Source organism: Mycobacterium sp. IDUB_3, from assembly GCF_055419585.1.
Genome location: NZ_JBVAXZ010000001.1, coordinates 86,272 through 109,278 on the forward strand (window position 1 = coordinate 86,272; position 23,007 = coordinate 109,278).

Annotated in this window: 23 protein-coding genes and 1 pseudogene; 21 read left to right on the forward strand and 3 right to left on the reverse strand. The window is 68.7% G+C overall.

Annotated features, from left to right (window positions below):
- Window positions 1-12: 12 nt before the first annotated feature.
- Window positions 13-750: an NUDIX hydrolase gene (locus tag ACZYVJ_RS00295; RefSeq protein WP_463829174.1), complete on the reverse strand. Its 738-nt coding sequence runs from the start codon at window positions 748-750 to the stop codon at window positions 13-15.
- Between the two features lie 46 nt (window positions 751-796).
- On the opposite strand from ACZYVJ_RS00295, the gene nadA reads away from it, so the two are divergent.
- The 3 genes from nadA to nadC are packed head-to-tail and all read left to right on the forward strand — an operon-like array spanning window position 797 to window position 4,280.
- On the forward strand, window positions 797-1,846 hold the full coding sequence (gene nadA / locus ACZYVJ_RS00300) for a quinolinate synthase NadA (RefSeq protein ID WP_463829175.1): 1,050 nt from the start codon (window positions 797-799) through the stop codon (window positions 1,844-1,846).
- On the forward strand, window positions 1,843-3,423 hold the full coding sequence (locus ACZYVJ_RS00305) for an L-aspartate oxidase (RefSeq protein ID WP_463829176.1): 1,581 nt from the start codon (window positions 1,843-1,845) through the stop codon (window positions 3,421-3,423). Before nadA ends, ACZYVJ_RS00305 begins: the two co-directional genes overlap by 4 nt.
- Window positions 3,420-4,280 (forward strand): carboxylating nicotinate-nucleotide diphosphorylase, encoded by an 861-nt coding sequence (gene nadC, locus ACZYVJ_RS00310; RefSeq protein WP_463829177.1) that lies wholly within the window; start codon window positions 3,420-3,422, stop codon window positions 4,278-4,280. Before ACZYVJ_RS00305 ends, nadC begins: the two co-directional genes overlap by 4 nt.
- A gap of 58 nt (window positions 4,281-4,338) precedes the next feature.
- On the opposite strand, the gene ACZYVJ_RS00315 is transcribed toward nadC, so the two are convergent.
- Window positions 4,339-4,752: a nitroreductase family deazaflavin-dependent oxidoreductase gene (locus ACZYVJ_RS00315; protein ID WP_463829178.1), complete on the reverse strand. Its 414-nt coding sequence runs from the start codon at window positions 4,750-4,752 to the stop codon at window positions 4,339-4,341.
- Between the two features lie 86 nt (window positions 4,753-4,838).
- Between ACZYVJ_RS00315 and hisD the strand changes: the two genes are divergently transcribed.
- The 9 genes from hisD to ACZYVJ_RS00360 all read left to right on the forward strand — a co-directional run bounded on the left by hisD (window position 4,839) and on the right by ACZYVJ_RS00360 (window position 12,540).
- Window positions 4,839-6,185 (forward strand): histidinol dehydrogenase, encoded by a 1,347-nt coding sequence (gene hisD / locus ACZYVJ_RS00320; protein ID WP_463829179.1) that lies wholly within the window; start codon window positions 4,839-4,841, stop codon window positions 6,183-6,185.
- On the forward strand, window positions 6,182-7,324 hold the full coding sequence (locus tag ACZYVJ_RS00325) for a histidinol-phosphate transaminase (protein WP_463829180.1): 1,143 nt from the start codon (window positions 6,182-6,184) through the stop codon (window positions 7,322-7,324). Before hisD ends, ACZYVJ_RS00325 begins: the two co-directional genes overlap by 4 nt.
- A complete protein-coding gene (gene hisB / locus ACZYVJ_RS00330) occupies window positions 7,321-7,941 on the forward strand; it encodes an imidazoleglycerol-phosphate dehydratase HisB (RefSeq protein ID WP_064883520.1) in 621 nt (206 codons plus the stop codon). Before ACZYVJ_RS00325 ends, hisB begins: the two co-directional genes overlap by 4 nt.
- Complete coding sequence (gene hisH / locus ACZYVJ_RS00335) at window positions 7,938-8,570, forward strand: imidazole glycerol phosphate synthase subunit HisH (RefSeq protein ID WP_463829181.1); 633 nt, start codon at window positions 7,938-7,940, stop codon at window positions 8,568-8,570. The genes hisB and hisH overlap by 4 nt, the downstream gene beginning before the upstream one ends.
- A gap of 82 nt (window positions 8,571-8,652) precedes the next feature.
- Complete coding sequence (priA, locus tag ACZYVJ_RS00340; RefSeq protein WP_065030130.1) at window positions 8,653-9,384, forward strand: bifunctional 1-(5-phosphoribosyl)-5-((5-phosphoribosylamino)methylideneamino)imidazole-4-carboxamide isomerase/phosphoribosylanthranilate isomerase PriA; 732 nt, start codon at window positions 8,653-8,655, stop codon at window positions 9,382-9,384.
- 6 nt (window positions 9,385-9,390) lie between these two features.
- Window positions 9,391-10,191 carry an inositol monophosphatase family protein gene (locus ACZYVJ_RS00345; RefSeq protein ID WP_463829182.1) on the forward strand — a complete coding sequence of 267 codons (801 nt, stop codon included), beginning with the start codon at window positions 9,391-9,393 and terminating at the stop codon, window positions 10,189-10,191.
- Between the two features lies 1 nt (window position 10,192).
- Window positions 10,193-10,981, forward strand: a complete 789-nt coding sequence (gene hisF / locus ACZYVJ_RS00350) for an imidazole glycerol phosphate synthase subunit HisF (protein ID WP_463829183.1) — start codon at window positions 10,193-10,195, stop codon at window positions 10,979-10,981.
- Complete coding sequence (gene hisI / locus ACZYVJ_RS00355) at window positions 10,978-11,325, forward strand: phosphoribosyl-AMP cyclohydrolase (protein ID WP_463829184.1); 348 nt, start codon at window positions 10,978-10,980, stop codon at window positions 11,323-11,325. The genes hisF and hisI overlap by 4 nt, the downstream gene beginning before the upstream one ends.
- Window positions 11,326-11,448: 123 nt before the next feature.
- Complete coding sequence (locus ACZYVJ_RS00360; protein WP_463829185.1) at window positions 11,449-12,540, forward strand: calcium:cation antiporter; 1,092 nt, start codon at window positions 11,449-11,451, stop codon at window positions 12,538-12,540.
- A 3-nt stretch (window positions 12,541-12,543) separates the two neighbouring features.
- Here ACZYVJ_RS00360 and ACZYVJ_RS00365 read toward each other — a convergent pair whose 3' ends face one another.
- Window positions 12,544-13,002 (reverse strand): peroxiredoxin, encoded by a 459-nt coding sequence (locus tag ACZYVJ_RS00365; RefSeq protein ID WP_463829186.1) that lies wholly within the window; start codon window positions 13,000-13,002, stop codon window positions 12,544-12,546.
- Between the two features lie 96 nt (window positions 13,003-13,098).
- Between ACZYVJ_RS00365 and ACZYVJ_RS00370 the strand changes: the two genes are divergently transcribed.
- The 9 genes and pseudogenes from ACZYVJ_RS00370 to ACZYVJ_RS00410 all read left to right on the forward strand — a co-directional run bounded on the left by ACZYVJ_RS00370 (window position 13,099) and on the right by ACZYVJ_RS00410 (window position 23,002).
- Window positions 13,099-14,637 (forward strand): anthranilate synthase component I, encoded by a 1,539-nt coding sequence (locus tag ACZYVJ_RS00370; protein WP_463829187.1) that lies wholly within the window; start codon window positions 13,099-13,101, stop codon window positions 14,635-14,637.
- Complete coding sequence (locus tag ACZYVJ_RS00375) at window positions 14,630-15,316, forward strand: TIGR02234 family membrane protein (protein ID WP_463829188.1); 687 nt, start codon at window positions 14,630-14,632, stop codon at window positions 15,314-15,316. The genes ACZYVJ_RS00370 and ACZYVJ_RS00375 overlap by 8 nt, the downstream gene beginning before the upstream one ends.
- A gap of 112 nt (window positions 15,317-15,428) precedes the next feature.
- Window positions 15,429-16,247 (forward strand): indole-3-glycerol phosphate synthase TrpC, encoded by an 819-nt coding sequence (gene trpC / locus ACZYVJ_RS00380; protein WP_112709713.1) that lies wholly within the window; start codon window positions 15,429-15,431, stop codon window positions 16,245-16,247.
- Window positions 16,248-16,317: 70 nt separating this feature from the next.
- Entirely contained in the window at window positions 16,318-17,580 is a 1,263-nt protein-coding gene (gene trpB / locus ACZYVJ_RS00385; protein ID WP_463829189.1) for a tryptophan synthase subunit beta, read from the forward strand.
- Window positions 17,577-18,392: a tryptophan synthase subunit alpha gene (trpA, locus tag ACZYVJ_RS00390; protein WP_463829190.1), complete on the forward strand. Its 816-nt coding sequence runs from the start codon at window positions 17,577-17,579 to the stop codon at window positions 18,390-18,392. Before trpB ends, trpA begins: the two co-directional genes overlap by 4 nt.
- A pseudogene (locus tag ACZYVJ_RS00395) lies at window positions 18,389-19,705 on the forward strand (prolipoprotein diacylglyceryl transferase); the annotation flags it as partial. The gene trpA and the pseudogene ACZYVJ_RS00395, both read left to right, overlap by 4 nt.
- Before the next feature lie 517 nt (window positions 19,706-20,222).
- Window positions 20,223-20,576: a DUF2752 domain-containing protein gene (locus ACZYVJ_RS00400; RefSeq protein ID WP_463832773.1), complete on the forward strand. Its 354-nt coding sequence runs from the start codon at window positions 20,223-20,225 to the stop codon at window positions 20,574-20,576.
- A 66-nt stretch (window positions 20,577-20,642) separates the two neighbouring features.
- Complete coding sequence (gene pyk / locus ACZYVJ_RS00405; RefSeq protein ID WP_463829191.1) at window positions 20,643-22,061, forward strand: pyruvate kinase; 1,419 nt, start codon at window positions 20,643-20,645, stop codon at window positions 22,059-22,061.
- Between the two features lie 86 nt (window positions 22,062-22,147).
- Entirely contained in the window at window positions 22,148-23,002 is an 855-nt protein-coding gene (locus tag ACZYVJ_RS00410; RefSeq protein WP_463832774.1) for an acyl-CoA thioesterase domain-containing protein, read from the forward strand.
- Window positions 23,003-23,007 lie beyond the last annotated feature (5 nt).

The following is a 23,007-nucleotide window of genomic DNA, read 5'->3' on the forward strand; positions in this document are numbered from 1 at the left end:
ACTTCCGCCAGCCTAACCCGGCAACCCCGGCGGCCTGAGCGCGGCGAACTCGTCGGTGACCCGCAACGCCGCGTCGGTGAACCGGTACAGCGCGGCCGGACGTCCGCCGCTGCGCCCGGATTGTGCGATGGTGCCGGTCGCCCGGATGACGCCGCGCCGGGCCAGCACTCGCTGCAGGTTCGTCGCGTCCACCTGATAGCCCAGCGCGGCGCCGTAGATGTCGCGCAGCGTTGAGAGCGCGAATTCCCTTGGCGCCAAAGCGAAGCCGATATTGGTGTAGGACAGCTTGGCGATCAGCCGGGTACGGGCGTTGTCCACCATCTGACCGTGATCGAAGGCCATCGGCGGCAGGGAGTTCACCGGATGCCAGCGGGTGTCAGGCGGCAGCTCGGGGCTGGCGGGGGAGGGCACCAGGCCCAGGAATGTGGAGGCGATCACGCGCGTGTCCGGCACCCGGTGCGGGTCGGAGAACACCGCAAGTTGTTCCAGGTGCGCCAGCTCTTTGAGGTCGACCTTCTCGGCCAGCTGGCGCCGGACCGAAGTGATCATGTCCTCGTCGTTGCGCAGCTGCCCGCCCGGCAGCGACCACTTGCCCTGTTGCGGCTCCCGGGCGCGCTGCCATAACAGCACGTTCAACTGCGGTTTCGCCGTGCTTAATCTGTTTGCCGGCCGCTTCGCGGCCTCGTCAGTCACTTCGCGAACCTGGAACACGACCGCGAGCACTTCGTGAGCGGTGCTACCATGGGCCATGTTTTCGATTATAAGTCGAAAACCTCCTGGGCTGAAAGGACCCGCCATGACGGTTATCAATCGCATGGACGCGCTCGCCGAAGGCATGGTCGCCGACATCACGAATTCACCCGCCGGGTACCACGGTGTTGCCGGTGATGAGCAATGGGCTGCCGAGGTTCGCCGCCTGGCCAAGCTGCGCGGCGCCACCGTGCTGGCGCACAACTACCAGCTGCCCGAGATCCAGGACGTCGCCGACCACGTAGGCGACTCACTGGCGCTGTCGCGGATCGCCGCCGAGGCGCCCGAGGACACCATCGTGTTCTGCGGTGTGCACTTCATGGCCGAGACGGCCAAGATCCTGAGCCCGGACAAGACCGTGCTCATCCCGGACCAGCGCGCCGGCTGCTCGCTGGCCGATTCCATCACCGCCGACGAGCTGCGGGCGTGGAAGGACGAACACCCCGGTGCGGTCGTCGTCTCCTACGTCAACACGACGGCGGCGGTCAAGGCGCTCACCGACATCTGCTGCACCTCGTCCAACGCGGTCGAAGTGGTCGAGTCCATCGATCCCGACCGCGAGGTGCTGTTCTGCCCGGATCAGTTCCTCGGCGCCCACGTCCGCCGGATGACGGGTCGCGAGAACCTGCACGTTTGGGCGGGCGAATGCCACGTGCACGCCGGGATCAACGGCGACGAACTGGGCGACCAGGCCCGCGCCAACCCCGATGCCGAGCTCTTCGTGCACCCCGAATGTGGTTGCGCCACTTCGGCCCTGTACCTCGCGGGCGAAGGCGCCTTCCCGTCGGACCGGGTGAAGATCCTGTCCACCGGCGGCATGCTGGAGGCCGCCAACCAGACCAACGCACGCAAGGTGCTGGTCGCCACCGAGGTTGGCATGCTGTATCAATTGCGCAGGGCCGCACCGCAAGTCGACTTCCGCGCGGTCAACGACCGTGCTTCCTGCAAGTTCATGAAGATGATCACCCCGGCCGCGCTGCTGCGCTGCCTGGTCGAGGGGGCCGACGCGGTCGATGTCGATCCCGACGTCGCCGCCGCCGGCCGGCGCAGCGTGCAGCGGATGATCGAGATCGGCCAGCCGGGCGGTGGCGAGTGACCGGCCGTCCCCAGTGGGCGCACAGCGCCGACGTCGTCGTCATCGGCACCGGAGTCGCGGGGTTGGCCGCCGCGCTGGCCGCGCACCGCGCCGGGCGCAGCGTCGTCGTGCTGAGCAAGGCCGACCAGGCCCGCGGGGCGACCGCGACGCATTACGCGCAGGGCGGCATCGCGGTGGTGCTGCCCGACAATGACGATTCGGTGGAGGCCCACGTCGCCGACACGGTGGTCGCGGGTGCGGGCCTGTGCGACCCCCAGGCGGTTTATTCAATCGTTGCCGACGGGTATGCCGCCGTCGCCGAATTGGTCGGCGACGGAGCACGTTTCGACGAATCCGCGCCGGGCAAGTGGGCGCTGACCCGCGAAGGTGGGCACTCCCGGCGCCGCATCGTGCATGCCGGCGGCGACGCCACCGGCGCGGAGGTGCAGCGCGCCCTCGACCACGCCGCGCGCACCCTGGACATCCGCACCGGCCATGTGGCGCTGCGGATCCTGCACGACGGCGCGGCCGTGACCGGCGTCCTGGCCGGCACCCCCGACGGGTACGGAATCATCAGCGCGCCGTCGGTGATCCTGGCCTCCGGCGGCCTCGGGCACCTGTACGGCGCGACCACTAACCCCGAGGCCTCCACCGGCGACGGCATCGCGCTGGGCTTGTGGGCCGGCGTCCCGGTCAGCGATCTCGAGTTCATCCAGTTCCACCCGACGATGCTCTTCGCCCCCGATGCCGCCAGCGGCCGGCGTCCGCTGGTCACCGAGGCCATCCGCGGTGAGGGTGCGAAACTGATTGACTCCCAAGGTGATTCGGTAACAGCCGGCGTTCACCCGATGGGGGACCTGGCGCCCCGCGACGTCGTCGCCGCGGCCATCGACGCCCGGCTGAAGGCCACCGGCGATGCCTGCGTCTTCCTCGACGCGCGCCACATCGGCGACTTCGCCAAGCGGTTCCCGACGGTGACCCTGGCCTGCCGGGCCGCCGGCATCGATCCCGTCCGCCAGCCCATTCCGGTTGTCCCCGGGGCGCATTACAGCTGCGGCGGCATCGTCACCGATGTCTACGGCCAAACCGAACTGCCCGGGTTGTTCGCCGCCGGCGAGGTGGCGCGCACCGGGCTGCACGGTGCCAACCGGCTGGCGTCCAACAGCCTGCTGGAGGGTTTGGTGGTCGGCGGGAGGGCCGGCAAATTGGCGGCCGCGCACGCCGCCACGACCGGGCGGGTGCACGCGATCGCGCCCGAGCCGCTCGTTCACACCGCGCCGCAGCGCGCCGAGCTGCAGCGCGCGATGAGCCGGGAAGCGTCGGTGGTGCGCGATGCCGCCGGGCTGACCCGGCTGTCCGCCGTGCTGTCGCAGGCCCGGCCCCGTCCCGTGTCCGGCCGCCGCGACTTCGAGGATGTGGCGCTGGCCGTCGCCGCCCGCGCGGTGACGGCCGCGGCCCTGGCCCGCACCGAGAGCCGGGGCTGCCACCATCGTGCGGAATATCCGCGGACCGCATCCGAGCTGGGGCGCAGCAACGTGCTGCGCCTGGCCGACGACCAGAACGCGGTGCTGGTGGAGGCGTTGGCGGCGGTCGTATGACCACGATGTCCGACTGTGAACTGACCGCCGCGCGCGAAACCATCAAGCGCGGCCTGGTCGAGGACCTGCGCTACGGGCCCGACATCACCACCCTGGCCACGGTGCCCGCCGAGGCGGTGGCGACCGCGTCGATGGTGCCCCGCCAGCCCGGCGTGATCGCCGGCATCGACATCGCGCTGCTGGTGCTCGACGAGGTGCTGGGCACCCGCGGCTACGAGGTGGTCGACCGCGTCGAGGACGGGGCTCGTCTGGAGCCGGGCCAGCCGGTGCTGACGCTGCGCGCCGAGACCCGCGGCCTGCTGACCGCCGAGCGGACCATGCTGAATCTGATCTGCCACCTGTCCGGGATCGCCACCACGACGGCGCACTGGGTGGACGCCGTGCACGGGACCAGGGCCCAGGTGCGCGATACCCGTAAGACCCTGCCCGGCCTTCGCGTCCTGCAGAAGTACGCTGTCCGGGTCGGCGGCGGTGTCAACCACCGCCTGGGGCTCGGGGATGCGGCCCTGATCAAGGACAACCACGTGGTGGCCGCGGGATCGGTGGTTGACGCGCTGCGGGCCGTGCGCGAGGCGGCCCCGGATCTGCCGTGCGAGGTGGAAGTGGATTCACTCGAGCAGCTGGACGAGGTGCTGCCCGAGAAGCCCGAGCTCATCCTGCTGGACAACTTCCCGGTGTGGCAGACGCAGATGGCCGTGCAGCGCCGCGATGCGCGGGCGCCCGCCGTGCTGCTGGAGTCCTCGGGCGGGCTCAGCCTCGAGAACGCGGCCGCATACGCCGCGACCGGGGTGGACTACCTGGCCGTCGGCGCGCTGACCCATTCGGTCCGGGTGCTCGACATCGGCCTTGACATGTAGGTGGGCTAACGCCATCAACGAACACTCGACGTGGCGCCCGCGGCCCGAGCGAGCGGCCTCAGGCGATGTCGGCGACGAAAACCCCGATCCGGCGCAGCTGCATGCGCGCCATCGCCGGCAGCCCGTCGCCGTCCGAGCCGGCGGGCAGGATCCGCGGGTTGATCAGGTGCACCGTCCGATTACGGCTGAATTGCACATCCGCCTCGCCGGCGGCCAGCACGTTCTTCACCCAGTTCGTCTTGCCGTGACCCAGCGCGATCGCCAGCACATTGCCCTTGCGGTAGGGCGTGACGATGGTCTCGTACGGCTTGCCGGACGTACGACCGCGATGCTTGATCGTCGCCGTCCCGGGCAGAAAGCGGGCGATCGGCTTGACGGCCGGGTTGAAGTATTTGATCTGAAACCGCTCGAACCAGGGCGGGAACACCATCGGGATGCCCGGGGCGTTGTTGGGGTGATCCTTCGCGGACATGGCGGCTCCCTGGGTCGGCAACGCGGGATGTGGCCTCAATACCGGCACTGTACCGGTCGGATATTGACTTGAGTTCCTCTGGGACAATGGACACCGTGAGCACCACCCAACCGTCGCCGATGGCCCGTATCGATCTGCGGGGCGCGGCGTTGACGGCCGCCCGATTGCGGGCGGCGCTGCCCCGCGGCGGCGCCGACGTGGAGGCGGTGCTGCCCACGGTCCGGCCGATCGTGCAGGCCGTCGCCGAGCGCGGCGCCGAAGCCGCCCTGGAATTCGGGGCCACGTTCGACGGGGTCCGGCCCCCGGCCGTCCGGGTGCCCGACGCCGCGCTCGAAAAGGCCCTGGCCGAACTGGACGTGCGGGTGGCCGACGCGCTGCGGGTGATGATCGAACGCACCCGTGCCGTGCACGCCGACCAGCGTCGCACCGACGTCACGACTACCCTTGCCCCGGGCGCGACCGTCACCGAGCGGTGGGTCCCGGTTGACCGGGTGGGTCTCTACGTGCCCGGCGGCAACGCCGTCTACCCCTCCAGCGTGGTGATGAACGTGGTGCCGGCCCAGGCCGCCGGCGTCGCCTCGCTGGCGGTGGCCAGCCCACCGCAGGCTCAGTTCGACGGCCTGCCGCACCCGACGATCCTGGCCGCGGCCCGGCTGCTGGGGGTCGACGAGGTGTGGGCAGTGGGCGGCGCGCAGGCGATCGCCCTGCTGGCCTACGGCGGCACCGACCTGGACGGCGCTGAGCTGGCGCCCGTCGACATGATCACCGGGCCCGGCAACATCTACGTCACCGCAGCCAAACGGCTGTGCCGGTCACACGTCGGGATCGACGCCGAAGCCGGGCCGACGGAGATCGCGATCCTGGCCGACCACACCGCCGACCCGGCGCACGTGGCCGCCGACCTGATCAGTCAGGCCGAGCACGACGAGATGGCGGGCAGCGTGCTGGTCACCCCCAGCGCGGACCTGGCCGCCGCCACCGACGCGGAGCTGGCCGCCCAGCTGCGAACGACCGTGCACCGCGAACGGGTGACCGCCGCACTCGGTGGGCCTCAATCGGCCATCATCCTGGTCGACGACGTGGATGCCGGCGTCGAAGTGGTCAACGCCTACGCCGCCGAACACCTGGAGATCCAGACGGTCGATGCGGCCGCGGTGGCCGGGCGAATCCGTTCGGCCGGAGCCATTTTCGTCGGCCCGTATGCGCCGGTGAGCCTCGGTGACTACTGCGCGGGATCCAACCACGTGCTTCCTACCGCGGGCAACGCCCGGCATTCCAGCGGCCTGTCCGTGCAGACCTTCCTGCGCGGCATCCACGTCGTCGACTACACCGAGGCGGCCCTGAAAGACGTGTCCGGACATGTGATCACGCTCGCCGAGGCCGAAGACCTACCGTCACACGGCGAAGCGGTACGGCGGAGGTTCGAGCGGTGAGCCGACAATCGGAGCCCACGCTGGACGACTTGCCGCTGCGCGATGACCTGCGCGGCAAATCGCCTTACGGCGCACCGCAACTGGACGTCGCGGTGCGGCTGAACACCAACGAGAACCCGCACCCACCGAGCAAGGCGCTGGTGGACGACGTGGTTCGGTCGGTGGGCGAGGCCGCCGCCGACCTGCACCGCTACCCCGACCGCGACGCGGTGGCGCTGCGGACCGACCTGGCCGCCTACCTCAGTGCGCAGACCGGCGTTGCGCTCGGCGTCGAAAACCTTTGGGCGGCAAACGGTTCCAATGAGATCCTGCAGCAGCTACTGCAGGCCTTCGGGGGCCCGGGACGCACCGCCATCGGTTTCGTCCCGTCCTATTCGATGCACCCGATCATCTCCGACGGAACCCGCACCGAATGGCTGCAGGCCGCCCGGGCCGACGACTTCGGCCTGGACGTCGACGCCGCAGTGGCCGCCATCGCCGACCGCCGGCCCGATGTGGTGTTCGTCGCCAGCCCGAATAACCCGTCCGGGCAGAGTGTTCCGCTGCCGGACCTGCGGCGGCTGCTCGACGTGGTGCCCGGCATCCTGATCGTCGATGAGGCCTACGGCGAATTCTCGTCGCAGCCCAGCGCGGTCGAACTGGTGGGCGAGTACCCGACCAAGCTGATCGTCTCGCGCACCATGAGCAAGGCGTTCGCGTTCGCCGGCGGCCGGCTGGGTTACCTCATCGCCACCCCTGCGGTGATCGACGCGATGCTGCTGGTGCGGCTGCCGTACCACCTGTCGGTGCTCACCCAGGCCGCCGCCCGCGCCGCGCTGCGGCACGCCGATGACACCCTGGGCAGTGTGGCGACACTGATCGCCGAACGGGAGCGTGTCTCGACCGCCTTGACCGGCATGGGTTTTCGGGTGATTCCCAGCGACGCGAACTTTGTGCTGTTCGGGGAATTCGCCGATGCGCCGGCCACCTGGCAACGCTATCTGGATGCCGGCGTGCTGATCCGCGACGTCGGCATCCCCGGCTACCTGCGTGCCACCACCGGACTGGCCGAGGAGAACGACGCCTTCCTGCGCGCCAGCGCGCAGATCGCCGCCACCGAACCGGCCCCAGTTACCCCCAGCCCCGTAGGAGCACCGTGACAGCGACCGCTACCCGTCGTGCGCGCATCGAGCGCCGCACGAAGGAATCCGACATCGTCATCGAACTCGACCTCGACGGCACCGGCCAGGTCGACATCGACACCGGTGTGCCGTTTTACGACCACATGCTCACGGCCCTGGGCAGTCACGCCAGCTTCGACCTGACCGTGCGCACCAAGGGCGACGTCGAAATCGAGGGACACCACACCATCGAGGACACCGCCATCGCGCTGGGGCAGGCGCTCGGCCAGGCCCTGGGTGACAAACGGGGCATCCGTCGGTTCGGCGACGCCTTCATCCCGATGGACGAGACGCTGGCCCACGCGGCCGTCGACGTGTCGGGCCGGCCTTACTGTGTACACAGCGGAGAACCGGATCACTTGCAGCACACCACCATTGCCGGCAACTCGGTGCCCTATCACACGGTCATCAACCGGCACGTGTTCGAATCGCTGGCGATGAACGCGCGCATCGCGTTACACGTGCGCGTCCTGTACGGGCGCGACCCGCACCACATCACCGAGGCACAGTACAAGGCGGTTGCCCGCGCGCTGCGTCAGGCGGTCGAGTCCGACCCCCGGGTGTCGGACGTGCCGTCCACCAAAGGCGTTCTGTGACGGCACTCAACCACCCGAAGAAAGTAGTTGTCCTCGACTACGGCTCGGGCAACCTCCGGTCGGCTCAGCGTGCGCTCGAGCGCGTCGGCGCGTCGGTCGAGGTGACCGGCGACGCCGGTGCCGCGGCCGCCGCCGACGGACTGGTGGTGCCCGGCGTCGGTGCCTACGAGGCCTGCATGAAGGGGCTGCGCAACATCGGCGGCGAGCGCATCATCGCCGAGCGGATCGCCGCCGGGCGTCCGGTGCTGGGCGTCTGCGTCGGCATGCAGATCCTGTTCGCCCGCGGCGTCGAATTCAGCGTGGAGACACAGGGATGCGGCCAGTGGCCGGGCTACGTCACGCGACTGCAGGCGCCGGTCATCCCGCACATGGGCTGGAACGTCGTCGAATCCGGTCCGGGCACCGTCCTGTTCAAGGGGCTCGATGCCGACACCCGGTTCTACTTCGTGCACTCCTACGCCGCCCAGCAGTGGGAGGGTTCGCCCGAGGCGGTGCTGACGTGGGCCGCCCACGAGGGCCCGTTTCTGGCCGCGGTCGAGGACGGGCCGCTGTCGGCCACCCAATTCCACCCGGAGAAGAGCGGGGATGCCGGCGCGGCCGTGTTGAGCAATTGGGTCCAGGGATTGTGAAGGGCCTCGCGAAAGCGCTTTCTACCAAGGAACAGGCGGCCATGCGCGTAACGCGTTGCGCTCTCGGCACACAGGAGGGAATGTGTTGATCTTGTTGCCCGCGGTCGACGTGGTCGACGGCCGTGCCGTGCGTCTGGTGCAGGGCAAGGCGGGCAGTGAAACCGAATACGGCTCGGCGCTGGACGCCGCGCTGACCTGGCAGCGCGATGGCGCCGAATGGATCCACCTGGTCGACCTCGACGCGGCGTTCGGGCGCGGCTCCAACCGCGAACTGCTGGCCGAAGTGGTCGGCAAGCTCGACGTGCAGGTGGAGTTGTCCGGCGGGATCCGCGACGACGATTCGCTGGCCGCCGCCCTGGCCACCGGCTGCGCCAGGGTGAACCTGGGCACGGCGGCCCTGGAGGACCCGCAGTGGTGCGCGCGGGCGATCAGCGAGCACGGCGACAAGGTCGCCGTGGGCCTGGACGTCCAGATCGTTGACGGCGCGCACCGGCTGCGCGGACGTGGCTGGGAAACCGACGGCGGCGACTTGTGGGAGGTGTTGGAACGCCTTGACGGGCAAGGGTGTTCGCGTTTCGTGGTCACCGACGTGACCAAGGACGGGACGCTGGGCGGCCCCAATCTGGACCTGCTGGCGTCCGTCGCCGACCGCACCGACGCCCCGGTGATCGCCTCCGGCGGCGTGTCCAGCCTCGATGACCTGCGCGCAATCGCGACCCTCACCGGCCGCGGGATCGAGGGCGCCATCGTGGGCAAGGCCCTCTACGCGGGCCGATTCACCTTGCCGCAGGCGCTCGCCGCGGTGGCGGAGTAGCGCCGCATGGACGTCCACACGTTGGTGGCGCAGGCGTCGGCGATTCTCGACGACGCGGTCGAACCGTTCCTTGCCGGCCACCGCGCCGATTCCGCGGTCCGCAAGAAGGGCAACGACTTTGCCACCGACGTGGACCTCGCGATCGAGCGGGAGGTGGTCGCCGCACTCGTCGAGGCCACCGGGATCGGGGTGCACGGCGAGGAATTCGGCGGCTCGGCCGTCGACTCGCCATGGGTGTGGGTGTTGGATCCCATCGACGGCACCTTCAACTACGCGGCCGGATCGCCGATGGCCGGGATTCTGCTCGGCTTGCTGCACCACGGTGACCCGGTGGCCGGACTGACCTGGTTGCCGTTCATGGACCAGCGCTACACCGCGGTGGCGGGCGGCCCGTTGCGCAAGAACGGGGTGGCGCAGCCGCCGCTGGCCGCCATCGATTTGGCCGACGCCCTGGTCGGCGCCGGGTCCTTCAGCGCGGACGCGCGCGGCCGGTTCCCGGGGCGCTACCGGATCGCGGTGCTGGAGAACCTCAGCCGGGTCTCCTCGCGCCTGCGCATGCACGGCTCCACGGGTATCGACCTGGCGTTCGTCGCCGACGGAATACTCGGTGCGGCAATAAGTTTCGGTGGTCACGTGTGGGACCACGCCGCCGGGGTGGCGTTGGTTCAGGCCGCCGGCGGTGTCGTCACCGACCTGGCCGGCGAGCCGTGGACTCCCTCGTCGGATTCCGCGGTGGCCGCGGGTCCGGGCGCCCACGCAAAGATCCTGGAAATCCTGCGCACCACCGGCCGACCGGAGGACTACTGAGATGCCTCCGAATCCCCACGGCCTCGCGGTGCGAGTGATCCCGTGCCTGGACGTCGACGGCGGCCGGGTGGTCAAGGGCGTCAACTTTGAAAACCTCAGGGATGCAGGCGATCCCGTGGAGCTCGCGGCCGTCTATGACGCCGAAGGCGCCGACGAGCTGACCTTTCTCGACGTGACCGCGTCGTCGTCCGGGCGGGCCACCATGCTCGAGGTGGTGCGCCGCACCGCCGAGCAGGTCTTCATTCCGCTGACCGTCGGCGGCGGGGTGCGCACCGTGGCCGACGTCGACGTGTTGCTGCGCGCGGGCGCCGACAAGGTGTCCATCAACACCGCCGCGATCGCCCGACCCGAGCTGCTCGCCGAGATGGCGCGGCAGTTCGGATCCCAGTGCATCGTGCTGTCCGTCGATGCCCGCACGGTGCCGCCGGGCGCGGTGCCGACACCCTCGGGCTGGGAGGTCACCACGCATGGCGGGCGCGAGGGCACCGGGCTGGATGCGGTCGAGTGGGCTTCGCGCGGAGCCGATCTGGGGGTAGGGGAGATCCTGCTGAACTCGATGGACGCCGACGGAACCAAAGCCGGGTTCGACTTGGAGATGCTGCAGGCGGTGCGTTCGGCGGTCACGGTGCCGGTCATCGCCAGCGGCGGAGCGGGGGCGGCCGAACACTTCGCGCCCGCGATCGCGGCAGGCGCCGATGCGGTGTTGGCGGCCAGCGTGTTTCACTTCCGGGAGCTGACCATCGGTCAGGTAAAGGCCGCGATGGCCGCAGAAGGGATCACCGTGCGATGACGCTCGACCCGCAAATCGCCGCGCGGCTGAAGCGCAACGCCGACGGCCTGTTCACCGCCGTCGCGCAGGAGCGCGGCAGCGGTGACGTGCTGATGGTCGCCTGGATGGACGACGCGGCGCTGGCCCGGACCCTGGAAACCCGTGAGGCGACGTATTTTTCACGGTCCCGCGGTGAGCAGTGGATCAAAGGGGCGACGTCCGGCCACACCCAGTATGTTCACTCGGTCCGCCTGGACTGCGACGGCGACACCGTGCTGCTGACGGTCGACCAGGTCGGCGGCGCCTGCCACACCGGCGATCACAGCTGCTTCGACGCCGACGTGCTGCTGGCACCGGAGCGCTGAACCTCATCGCCCACCTCGTCCCGCCGGGTGGCGGCGGTGCGTGACCCCGGCAAGCGCGGCCAGGCGTGTGTGCGGTCACTTTCCGCAGGCATTGGCGCATCACTTCGACAAGAATGGCGGTCAATGTCGAAATGGTTGTCGTGGAACGCCGTTGTCCCGGTGGTTTCCGTCGTCGTGCTGGCAGTGATCTGGGGCGAGAAACTGGGACCGGTTCTTGTCGGGGTGGCTGCGCTGTTTCTCGTCGGCGCCGTGATCGCCGCGGTGCATCACGCGGAGGTGGTCGCACACCGGGTCGGTGAGCCCTTCGGGTCGCTGATACTCGCGGCCGCGGTCACCATCATCGAGGTGACCCTCATCGTCACCCTGATGACATCCGGCGGCAACGAAGCCGCGACGCTGGCCAGGGACACCGCGTTCGCCGCGCTGATGATCACCACCAATGGCATCGCCGGTTTGTCGCTGCTGCTCGGCTCCCGACGCTATGGCGTGACACTGTTCAACGCTGAAGGCGCTGGAGCCGCCCTGGCCTCGGTCACCACGGTGGCCACGTTGAGCCTGGTTTTGCCCGCCTTCACCACCGGACGCCCGGGCAGGGAGTTCACCCCCGGCCAGCTCGCCTTCGCCGCGATCACCACGCTCTTGGTGTATCTGCTGTTCGTGTTCACCCAGACCATGCGGCACCGCGATTTCTTTCTGCCGATCGCGCAGAGGGGCCAAAAGCGCGTGTTCGAGGACGAGAGTCACGCGGATCCACCGACCAGGCGGCAGGCGCTGAGCAGCCTGGTGCTGCTGCTCTGCGCTCTGGTGGCGGTGGTTGGCCTGGCCGAGGAGGAATCACCGGCCGTCGAACACGCGGTCGTGATGGCGGGCTTGCCGCAGTCGTTCGTGGGTGTGATCATCGCGGCGCTGGTGCTGCTGCCCGAGACGCTCGCGGCGGCTCGGTCAGCGCGCAAGGGCCGCATCCAGATCAGCTTGAACCTGGCGTACGGCTCGGCGATGGCTAGCATCGGGCTCACCATCCCGACGATCGCGCTGGCGTCGATCTGGCTCAAAGGACCGCTGGTGCTCGGCCTCGGCGCCATCCAACTGGTGTTGCTTGCCCTGACGGTCGTGATCAGCATGCTGACGGTGGTGCCCGGGCGGGCGACCCGCCTGCAGGGCGAGGTGCATCTGGTGCTGCTGGCCGCCTACGTGTTCTTGGCGATCAACCCCTGACGGCTATGCGCGGCCCCGCAGCGTCGCCAGCGCCTTATCGGCGTGGCTGTCCATGTTGAACTCGCTGGAGATCACCTCGAGCACTGTGCGGTCGGTGTCGATGACGAACGTTGTGCGCTTGACCGGCATCAGCTTGCCGAGCAGGCCGCGTTTGACGCCGAACTGCGTGGCGACGGCGCCGTCGGTGTCCGACAGCAGCGGGTAGTCGAACTTCTGCAGATCGGCGAACTTGGCCTGCTTCTGCACGGCGTCGGCGCTGATGCCAACCCGGTTGGCCCCCACCGCGGCGAATTCGGAGGCCAGGTCGCGGAAGTGGCACGCTTCCTTGGTGCAGCCGGGCGTCATCGCGGCCGGGTAGAAGAACAGCACCACGGGGCCGCCGGAGAGCAGTTCGCTGAGCTTGCGAGGAGTCCCGGTCTGATCGGGTAACTCGAAGTCCGCAACGGTGTCACCAGGTTTCATGGCGGACACGCTACGCCCGCTACCGTCGTCGCACACGGGTGTGACGCGCGGCTGGGCTGGCCCGACGCACTGCAACTCGTCTGGGAGGATGGTGCGGTGCACGCCCACCTCGCCGCGACGACGTCACGAGAGGATTTCCGCCAGCTGGCAGCCGAGCACCGCGTGGTTCCGGTGACCCGCAAGGTGCTGGCCGACAGCGAGACGCCGCTGTCGGCCTACCGCAAACTCGCCGCCAACCGCCCGGGCACCTTTCTGCTGGAGTCGGCCGAGCACGGCCGTTCCTGGTCGCGATGGTCGTTCATCGGGGCCGGGGCGCCGTCGGCGCTGACCGTGCGCGACGGTGAGGCCGTCTGGCTGGGCGTGGTGCCACAGGACGCGCCGACCGGCGGCGACCCGCTGCAGGCCCTCCGCGCCACGTGCGAGCTGCTGGCCACCGGCCCGCTCGACGGGCTGCCACCGCTGTCGGGGGGGATGGTCGGGTTCTTCGCCTACGACCTGGTGCGGCGCCTGGAACGGCTGCCCGAGCTGGCCGTCGACGACCTGAAGCTGCCCGACATGTTGCTGCTGCTGGCCACCGATGTGGCGGCGGTCGACCACCACGAGGGCACCATCACGCTGATCGCCAACGCCGTGAACTGGAACGGGACCGACGAGCGGGTCGACGAGGCCTACGACGACGCGATCGCCCGCCTGGACGTGATGACGGCGGCGCTGGGCCAGCCGTTGCCGTCCACGGTCGGCACCTTCGAGCGGCCCGAACCGCGCTACCGCGCGCAGCGCAGCGTCGAGGAGTACGGAAAGATCGTCGATTACCTGGTCGACCAGATCGCCGCCGGTGAGGCCTTCCAGGTGGTGCCCTCGCAACGCTTCGAAATGGACACCCACGTCGACCCGATCGACGTGTACCGGATGTTGCGGGTCACCAACCCGAGCCCCTACATGTATCTGCTACAGGTGCCGAATGACGCTGGCGGAACAGACTTTTCGATCGTCGGCTCCAGTCCGGAGGCGCTGGTCACCGTCGCCGACGGCACCGCGACCACCCATCCGATCGCCGGCACCCGGTGGCGCGGGGACACCGACGAAGAGGACCAGCTGCTGGAAAAGGAGCTGTTGGCCGACGAGAAGGAACGCGCCGAGCACCTGATGCTCGTCGACCTGGGCCGCAACGATCTGGGCCGGGTCTGTGCGCCGGGCACCGTGCGGGTCGAGGACTACAGCCACATCGAACGCTATAGCCACGTCATGCACCTGGTGTCGACGGTGACCGGCACGCTCGACGAGGGTCGCACCGCGCTGGACGCGGTGACGGCCTGCTTCCCGGCCGGCACGCTGTCGGGCGCGCCGAAGGTCCGGGCAATGGAGCTCATCGAACAGGTGGAGAAGACGCGCCGCGGCCTGTACGGCGGTGTGGTCGGCTACCTGGACTTCGCCGGCAACGCCGACTTCGCGATCGCCATCCGCACCGCCCTGATGCGCGACGGCACCGCCTACGTGCAATCCGGTGGCGGGGTGGTGGCGGACTCCAACGGCCCCTACGAGTACACCGAGGCGACCAACAAGGCCCGCGCGGTGCTGAGCGCGATCGCGGCCGCCGAGACGCTGACCGAACCCGGCCCCAGCGGCAATGACTGAGCCCGGCGCCGACACCGGCCGGCCGAACAGCCGGTGGCTGATCCGGATTGCCCAGGCAGTGCTGGTGATTGCCGCCGGGACGTTGTGGGCGGCCTCGCGCCTGCCGTGGGTCGTCATCCGGTCATTCGACGGGCTCGGGCCGCCCAAACAGGTGACCCTGTCCGGCGGGGCGTGGTCGACGGCGCTGCTGCCGTCGGCGTTGCTTCTGCTGGCCGCGGCCGTCGCCGCCATCGCCGTGCGGGGTTGGTTGCTGCGTGCGCTGGCGGGGTTGCTGGCGGTGGTCAGCCTGGCGGTGGGCTACCTCGGGATCAGCCTGTGGGTGCTGCCCGACGTGGCGGTACGCGGGGCCGAGCTGGCGCACGTCTCGGTGATGTCGCTGGTGGGCAGCGAGCGGCGGTACTGGGGCGCGGGTATCACGGTGGCCGCCGCGGCGTGCACGCTGATCGCCGCCGTGCTGCTCATGCGCTCCGCGTCCGACTCGGGGTCGGCCCGTTCGAGCGCAATAAAGTACGCGGCGCCGGCGACGCGCCGGTCGATTGTGCGACGCGAAGAGGCCGATGGGGCGATGCTGGAGGAGCCGGAGACGCCGGGAATGTCGGAGCGGATGATCTGGGACGCGCTTGACGAGGGACGCGACCCAACCGATCGGCCGAACGAGTCTGACACCGAGGGTCGGTGATGGGCCGCAAGCCGCGGGCCGCTACCCTTCATTCACGTCGTTCGCAATCGGCCGGGAACACCAAAGGGGCCGTGGATGACCGCGGGCGACAGGGCGAAGGGAAACGACAGGCATGAGTCCGGCAACCGTGCTTGACTCCATCCTCGAGGGAGTCCGGGCCGATGTTGCCGCGCGCGAAGCGCTGATCAGCTTGTCCGAGATCAAAGCCGCCGCAGCGGCCGCGCCGCCGCCACGCGACGTGATGGCCGCCTTGCGTGAGCCCGGAATCGGTGTCATCGCCGAAGTCAAGCGCGCCAGCCCGTCAGCGGGTTCCCTGGCGACCATTGCCGATCCGGCGAAACTGGCCCGGGCCTACGAAGACGGTGGCGCCCGCATCATCAGCGTGTTGACCGAGGAGCGCCGCTTCCACGGCTCGCTCGACGACCTGGACGCGGTTCGCGCGGCTGTCTCGATTCCGATTCTGCGCAAAGACTTTGTCGTGCAGCCCTATCAGATCCACGAGGCGCGCGCGCACGGCGCCGACATGTTGCTGCTCATCGTCGCGGCGCTGGAGCAGTCGGCGTTGGTGTCGATGCTGGACCGTACCGAATCGCTGGGCATGACGGCGCTCGTCGAGGTGCACACCGAGGAAGAAGCCGACCGGGCACTTAAGGCAGGGGCCAACGTAATCGGCGTCAACGCCCGCGATCTGGCGACGCTGGAGGTGGACCGGGATTGCTTCGCGCGCATCGCTCCCGGGCTGCCCAGCAACGTGATCAGGATCGCCGAATCCGGTGTGCGCGGTACCGCAGACCTGCTGGCATACGCCGGCGCGGGTGCCGACGCCGTCCTGGTCGGCGAAGGTCTGGTCAAAAGTGGTGACCCGCGCGCCGCGGTTGCCGACCTGGTCACCGCGGGCACCCATCCGTCCTGTCCGAAACCGGCTCGCTAGTCACTACGTCACGCCAAGAGCCCCAGCGCTGGAACGTTGAACCCATGAGCCATCCCCGCGTAGAGAATTGGTGATGGTGGACCTGTCCCGCCCGGACCTTCCGCTCGCGAGCGCAGCCATCGCCGAACCCACCCGCCACGAACCCGATGCGGGTGGCCATTTCGGTGTGTACGGCGGCCGTTACGTCGCCGAGGCCTTGATGGCCGTGATCGAAGAGGTCACCGCCGCCTACGAGAAGGAACGCGTCAACCAGGATTTCCTGGATACGCTGGATTACCTGCAGGCGAACTACGCCGGCCGGCCGTCGCCGCTGTACGAGGCCACCCGCCTGTCCGAACAGGCCGGCGCGCGGATCTTCCTCAAGCGAGAAGACCTGAACCACACCGGTTCTCACAAGATCAACAACGTGCTCGGTCAGGCGTTGCTGGCCCAGCGGATGGGCAAGAAGCGGGTAATCGCCGAGACCGGGGCCGGTCAGCACGGCGTGGCGACCGCCACCGCGTGTGCCTTGCTCGGCCTGGAGTGCGTGATCTACATGGGCGCGGTGGACACCGAGCGTCAGGCGCTCAACGTGGCGCGGATGCGCCTGCTGGGAGCGACGGTCGTCTCGGTGGAAAGTGGTTCGAGGACGCTCAAGGACGCCATCAACGAGGCGTTCCGGGATTGGGTTACCAACGCCGACAACACCTTCTACTGCTTCGGCACCGCGGCTGGTCCGCATCCCTTTCCCGCCATGGTGCGCGACTTTCAGAGGATCATCGGCCTCGAGGCGCGCGCCCAGATCCAGGCCCAGGCGGGCCGGTTGCCCGACGCCGTGGTGGCCTGCATCGGCGGCGGTTCCAACGCCATCGGGATCTTCCACCCGTTCATCGACGATCCGAATGTGCGGCTGGTCGGATTCGAGGCGGCCGGCGACGGTGTCGAAACCGGCAGGCACGCCGCGACCTTCAGCGGCGGCTCACCCGGTGCGTTTCAGGGATCGTTCTCGTATCTGCTGCAGGACGAGGACGGGCAGACCATCGAATCCCATTCCATCTCAGCGGGTCTCGACTATCCGGGAGTGGGCCCCGAACATGCGTATCTACGCGAGACGGGCCGCGCCGAGTACCGTCCGATCACCGACTCCGAGGCGATGGATGCGTTCCGCGTCCTGTGCCGCACCGAGGGGATCATCCCGGCCATCGAATCCGCGCACGCCGTAGCCGGTGCGCTGAAACTGGGCCCCGAGCTGGGGCCGGGCGCGATCATCGTGGTGAACCTGTCCGGGCGCGGTGACAAGGACGTCGAGACCGCCGCGAAGTGGTTCGGGCTGTTGGGATCCAGCGATCGATGACGGTCAAACACAGCGAAGCGGGCAAGCTCGAGTCGATCTTCGATGACTGCCGCAACGACGATCGCGCGGCGCTGATCGGCTATCTGCCCACCGGTTACCCCGACGTGCCGACGTCGGTGAAGGGGATGACGGCACTGGTCGAATCGGGTTGCGACATCATCGAAGTCGGCGTTCCCTATTCGGATCCCGGCATGGACGGCCCCACCATCGCCAAGGCCACCGAGGTCGCGCTGCACGGGGGAGTGCGCGTTCGCGACACCCTTGCCGCGGTCGAGGCGATCAGCGCGGCCGGTGGCCACGCGGTGGTGATGACGTACTGGAACCCGGTGTTGCGCTACGGGGTTGACGCGTTCGCCCGGGATCTGGCATCCGCGGGCGGGTTCGGCCTGATCACGCCGGATCTCATCCCCGACGAAGCCGGGCAGTGGTTGGCGGCCTCCGAGGAGCACCGGTTGGACCGGATCTTTCTGGTGGCGCCGTCCTCGACGCCGCAACGGTTGGCGATGACGGTCGACGCGTCGCGTGGATTCGTCTACGCGGCCTCGACGATGGGCGTGACCGGGGCGCGCGACGTCGTGTCCAGCGCCGCGCCCGAGTTGGTGAGCAGGATCAAGGAGGTGTCCGACATACCCGTCGGCGTGGGTCTGGGAGTGCGGTCGCGAGAGCAGGCCGCCCAGATCGGCAGCTACGCCGACGGCGTCATTGTCGGGTCAGCGCTGGTGTCGGCACTGGGGGACGGGGGGTTGACTGCATTGCGTGCACTGACTGAGGAACTCGCCGCCGGTGTTCGTCAGAGGGCGGCCGTCTCGTGACGAAGCTGCTGGCCTATTTCCCGAGCCCCCCGCAGGGCGTGTGGCACCTCGGCCCCCTGCCGATCCGGGCCTATGCGCTGTTCATCATCGCCGGCATCGTGGCCGCACTGCTGATCGGTGACCGGCGCTGGGAAGCCCGCGGCGGCGAGCGCGGCGTGATCTACGACATCGCGCTGTGGACGGTGCCGTTCGGCTTGATCGGTGGGCGGCTCTATCACCTGGCCACCGACTGGCGCACTTATTGGGGCCCCGGCGGCGCCGGACTCGGCGCGGCGGTGCGGATCTGGGACGGCGGCCTGGGCATTTGGGGCGCGGTGGCGCTCGGCGGCGTCGGCGCCTGGATCGGCTGCCGCCGGCACGGGATTCCGCTTCCGGCCTTCGCCGACGCGCTGGCCCCCGGACTCATTCTGGCGCAGGCCATCGGCCGGCTCGGCAATTACTTCAACCAGGAGCTGTACGGCCGCGAAACCACGCTGCCGTGGGGCCTGGAGGTGTTCTACCGCCGGGACCCCTCGGGTTACATCGATCCGCATTCGCTGGATGGCGTCTCGACGGGCCAGATCGCGTTCGTGGTGCAGCCGACATTTCTCTACGAATTGATCTGGAACGTCCTGATTTTCGTCGCCCTGATCTATGCGGATCGGCGCTTCACGTTGGGCCACGGCCGGCTGTTCGCTCTGTACGTGGCGGGCTATTGCGTGGGGCGGTTCTGTGTCGAGTTGCTGCGCGACGACACCGCCACCCACATCGCCGGCATCCGGATCAACTCGTTCACATCGACTTTCGTGTTCATCGGGGCCGTGGTGTATCTGATGGCGGCGCCGAAGGGCCGCGAAGATCCCGAGAGCCTGCGCGGCAACCAATACCTCGACGAGGAAGCGGCCGAAGCCGAGCCGGAGGACCAGCCCGGGACGGTGGCCGCAGCGACGACCGCGGCGGGCGGTGTGGCCGTCGCGGCGGCCGATGCGCCGACACCCTCGGTGGAAACGGCCGAAGCTGACGAAACCGTCGCCGCCGATGCGGAAACCGAGGAATCGGAAACCGAAGAATCGGAAACCAAGGAACCGGAAACCGAAGCGGTGGGGGAGGATTCCGAAGCCGAGGAGGCCGAGGCTGACAAGGCCGAAGAGCCCGAAGCCGACGCCGAGACTGAGGCTCTAGCCGCGGATTCCGAGTCGTCGGAGCCGGAAGTCGCCTCCGACGAGCCCGAGTCGGAAGCCGAGGAGCCGGCAGCCGAGGAGCCGGCAGCCGAGGAGCCGGCAGCCGAAGAGCCGGAAGCCGAGGCGGAACCCGAAGCCGAGGCGGAACCCGAAGCCGAAGAGCCCGAAGCGGAGTCGGAAGAGCCCGAAGCGGCAGAGCCGGAAGCCGAAGCGGCAGCGGAGGATTCCGAAGCCGAGGACTCCGAAGCTGACGAGTCTGAGTCGGAGCCCGAGCCTACGGCCGAAAAACCGGAAGCGGAAGCCGCCGAGGCTGAAGCCGACGAGCCCGAAGCCAACACAGCCGACGTCGAAACAGCCGAAGCTGAAACAGCCGACGTCGACTCGACGCCGGCCGCCGAGTCCGAATCCGGGAAACCCGAAGAGCCCGCCGAGACGACCCCGGACCAGCCCCAAACCCGTCGGAGATGGGGCTCGCGACTGAGGAACCGGTTGTCGGGCCGCTGAGCGCCGACGTGCGCCGATTTCATCTTGCGGGGCGCAACGGATCTGGCATGCTGAAAACCGTGACCAGCGCAAGGTCAGCGGCTGGATGACGCAACCTCGTCCACCCGCGCAACCCGACCCGCACGGCCTGCGGCGCCACCGCCTCTCCATCGCGACCGGGACCGGCGTGGCGCTGGGCGGCGCGCTCGGCTACGTCGCGCTGGCCGACCCGCACAGCCCGAGTGCGATCTACCCAACCTGTCCGTTCAAATGGCTCACCGGCTGGAATTGCCCGTTTTGCGGCGGGCTGCGGATGACGCACGACGTGTTGCACGGCGACCTGATCGCCGGGATCCACGACAACGTCTTCCTGCTGGTAGGAATCCCGCTGCTGGCCGCATGGGTGCTGATGCGCCGCGCCCGCGGCAAGGGTTTGCCGTCCAGGGCCGCGTTGTTGACCGTCGTAGCCGCGACGATCGGCTGGACGGTGTTGCGTAACCTGCCCGCCTTCCCCTTGTTTCCCACCGTTCTTGGTGGGTAAAAGCACACCCCGCGACGTCACCGATGTGGCGTCCGTGGGGGTTACAGACGACTAAGCTTGGTCGGTGTGAGTAGACGCGGGAAGATCGTCTGCACCCTTGGCCCTGCGACGAATTCGGATGAGTCGATCCTGGCCCTGGTTGAGGCCGGAATGGACGTCGCAAGGTTGAACTTCAGCCACGGCGACTACTCCGATCACAAGGCCGCCTACGAGCGCGTCAGGTCCGCTTCCGACGCCACGGGTCGCGCTGTCGGCGTGCTCGCCGACTTGCAGGGCCCGAAGATCAGGCTGGGGCGTTTTGCCACCGGGCCCACCTACTGGGCCGACGGCGAAACGGTGCGAATCACCGTCGCGGACTGCGAAGGCGACCACGACCGCGTATCGACCACGTACAAGAAGCTGGCCCAGGACGCCTCCGTCGGTGATCGGATTCTGGTCGATGACGGCAAGGTCGGCCTGGTGATCGAGGGCATCGAGGGTGACGACGTCATCTGCACCGTCGTCGAGGGTGGACCCGTCAGCAACAACAAGGGCATCTCGCTGCCCGGCATGAATGTGTCCGCCCCGGCCCTGTCGGAGAAGGACATCGAGGACCTCACCTTCGCGCTGGAACTCGGTGTCGACCTGGTCGCGCTCTCCTTCGTGCGGTCGCCAGCCGACGTCGAGTTGGTGCACGAGGTGATGGACCGGGTCGGCCGGCGGGTGCCGGTGATCGCGAAGCTGGAGAAGCCTGAAGCTGTCGACAACCTGGAAGCCATTGTCCTGGCCTTCGACGCGATCATGGTGGCCCGCGGTGACCTCGGCGTCGAGCTGCCCTTGGAAGAGGTTCCACTGGTGCAGAAGCGGGCCATCCAAATGGCTAGGGAGAACGCGAAACCCGTCATCGTCGCGACCCAGATGCTCGATTCGATGATCGAGAGCTCACGGCCGACCCGGGCTGAAGCCTCCGATGTCGCCAACGCCGTGCTCGACGGCGCCGACGCGGTGATGCTGTCCGGGGAAACGTCGGTGGGGAAGTATCCAATGGCGGCCGTGCGGACCATGGCGCGCATCATCTGTGCGGTCGAAGACAATTCGACGGCGGCGCCGCCGCTGACGCACGTGCCCCGCACCAAGCGAGGGGTGATCTCCTACGCGGCCCGCGACATCGGTGAGCGGCTCGATGCCAAGGCGCTTGTCGCGTTCACCCAATCCGGCGACACGGTCAAGCGCCTCGCGCGCCTGCATACCCCGCTGCCGCTGTTGGCCTTCACCGCGTGGCCGGAGGTGCGTAGCCAGCTGGCCATGACCTGGGGAACCGAAACATTCATCGTCCCGATGATGACCTCTACCGACGGCATGATCCGCCAGGTCGACAAGTCACTGCTGGAACTCGGTCGCTACAAGCGTGGTGACCTGGTGGTCATCGTCGCCGGCGCGCCACCTGGCACAGTAGGGTCAACCAACCTCATCCACGTGCACCGGATCGGGGAGGACGACGTCTAACTAGAGGAGAGCGTGTGCCCGCCGGCTGTGAGTCTCAGGAGCCGAATGCGGTAGAAGAAGCCGCGACACAGACCCACCCGGACTTCATCGAGCTGCTGGCGACCCTCGACCTCCACCGTGTCGACGACGACCTGTTCATCGGCTCGCATCCGAGCAAGAACCCGATGCGAACCTTCGGTGGTCAGCTCATGTCGCAGTCGTTCGTCGCGAGCAGCCGCAGCCTGGTTCGCGAGGACCTGCCGCCGAGTGCGCTGTCGGTGCACTTCATCAACGGGGGGGACACCGCCAAGGACATCGAATTCCGCGTGACGAGGCTGCGCGACGAGCGCCGCTTCGCCAACCGGCGCGTCGATGCGGTGCAAGACGGCACGCTGCTGAGCTCGGCGCTGATCTCCTACATGGCCGGCGGCCGCGGCCTGGAACACGGCATCGCGCCGCCGGAAGTGGCCGAGCCGCACACGCAGCCCACGATCGGCGAGCTGTTGCGTGGCTACGAAGAAACCGTTCCGCACTTCGTCAACGCCCTGCAGCCCATCGAATGGCGGTACACCAATGACCCGGCCTGGGTCATGCGCTCGAAGGGGGATCGGCTCCCGCACAATCGGGTCTGGGTCAAGGCCCTGGGGGAGATTCCTGACGATCCCGTATTGCACACGGCAACAATGGTGTATTCGTCGGACACCACGGTATTGGACTCGGTTATCACCACGCACGGTCTTTCCTGGGGATTCGACCGTATATTCGCCGCTTCGGCCAATCATTCCATTTGGTTTCACCGGCCGGTCAACTTCAACGACTGGGTGTTGTACTCCACATCGTCGCCGGTGGCGGCCGATTCGCGCGGGCTGGGCGCCGGGCACTTCTTCGATCGGTCCGGGCAACCGCTGGCCACGGTGGTGCAAGAGGGCGTGCTGAAATACTTTCCGTCTTCCCGCCGTTAAAGCGT

Coding starts and splice junctions, on each gene's coding strand:
- ACZYVJ_RS00295 (WP_463829174.1), bottom strand. CDS start 750: ATGGCCCATGGTAGCACCGCTCACGAAGTGCTCGCGGTCGTGTTCCAG.
- nadA (WP_463829175.1), top strand. CDS start 797: ATGACGGTTATCAATCGCATGGACGCGCTCGCCGAAGGCATGGTCGCC.
- nadC (WP_463829177.1), top strand. CDS start 3,420: ATGACCACGATGTCCGACTGTGAACTGACCGCCGCGCGCGAAACCATC.
- ACZYVJ_RS00315 (WP_463829178.1), bottom strand. CDS start 4,752: ATGTCCGCGAAGGATCACCCCAACAACGCCCCGGGCATCCCGATGGTG.
- hisD (WP_463829179.1), top strand. CDS start 4,839: ATGGACACCGTGAGCACCACCCAACCGTCGCCGATGGCCCGTATCGAT.
- ACZYVJ_RS00345 (WP_463829182.1), top strand. CDS start 9,391: ATGGACGTCCACACGTTGGTGGCGCAGGCGTCGGCGATTCTCGACGAC.
- hisF (WP_463829183.1), top strand. CDS start 10,193: ATGCCTCCGAATCCCCACGGCCTCGCGGTGCGAGTGATCCCGTGCCTG.
- hisI (WP_463829184.1), top strand. CDS start 10,978: ATGACGCTCGACCCGCAAATCGCCGCGCGGCTGAAGCGCAACGCCGAC.
- ACZYVJ_RS00360 (WP_463829185.1), top strand. CDS start 11,449: ATGTCGAAATGGTTGTCGTGGAACGCCGTTGTCCCGGTGGTTTCCGTC.
- ACZYVJ_RS00365 (WP_463829186.1), bottom strand. CDS start 13,002: ATGAAACCTGGTGACACCGTTGCGGACTTCGAGTTACCCGATCAGACC.
- ACZYVJ_RS00375 (WP_463829188.1), top strand. CDS start 14,630: ATGACTGAGCCCGGCGCCGACACCGGCCGGCCGAACAGCCGGTGGCTG.
- trpC (WP_112709713.1), top strand. CDS start 15,429: ATGAGTCCGGCAACCGTGCTTGACTCCATCCTCGAGGGAGTCCGGGCC.
- trpA (WP_463829190.1), top strand. CDS start 17,577: ATGACGGTCAAACACAGCGAAGCGGGCAAGCTCGAGTCGATCTTCGAT.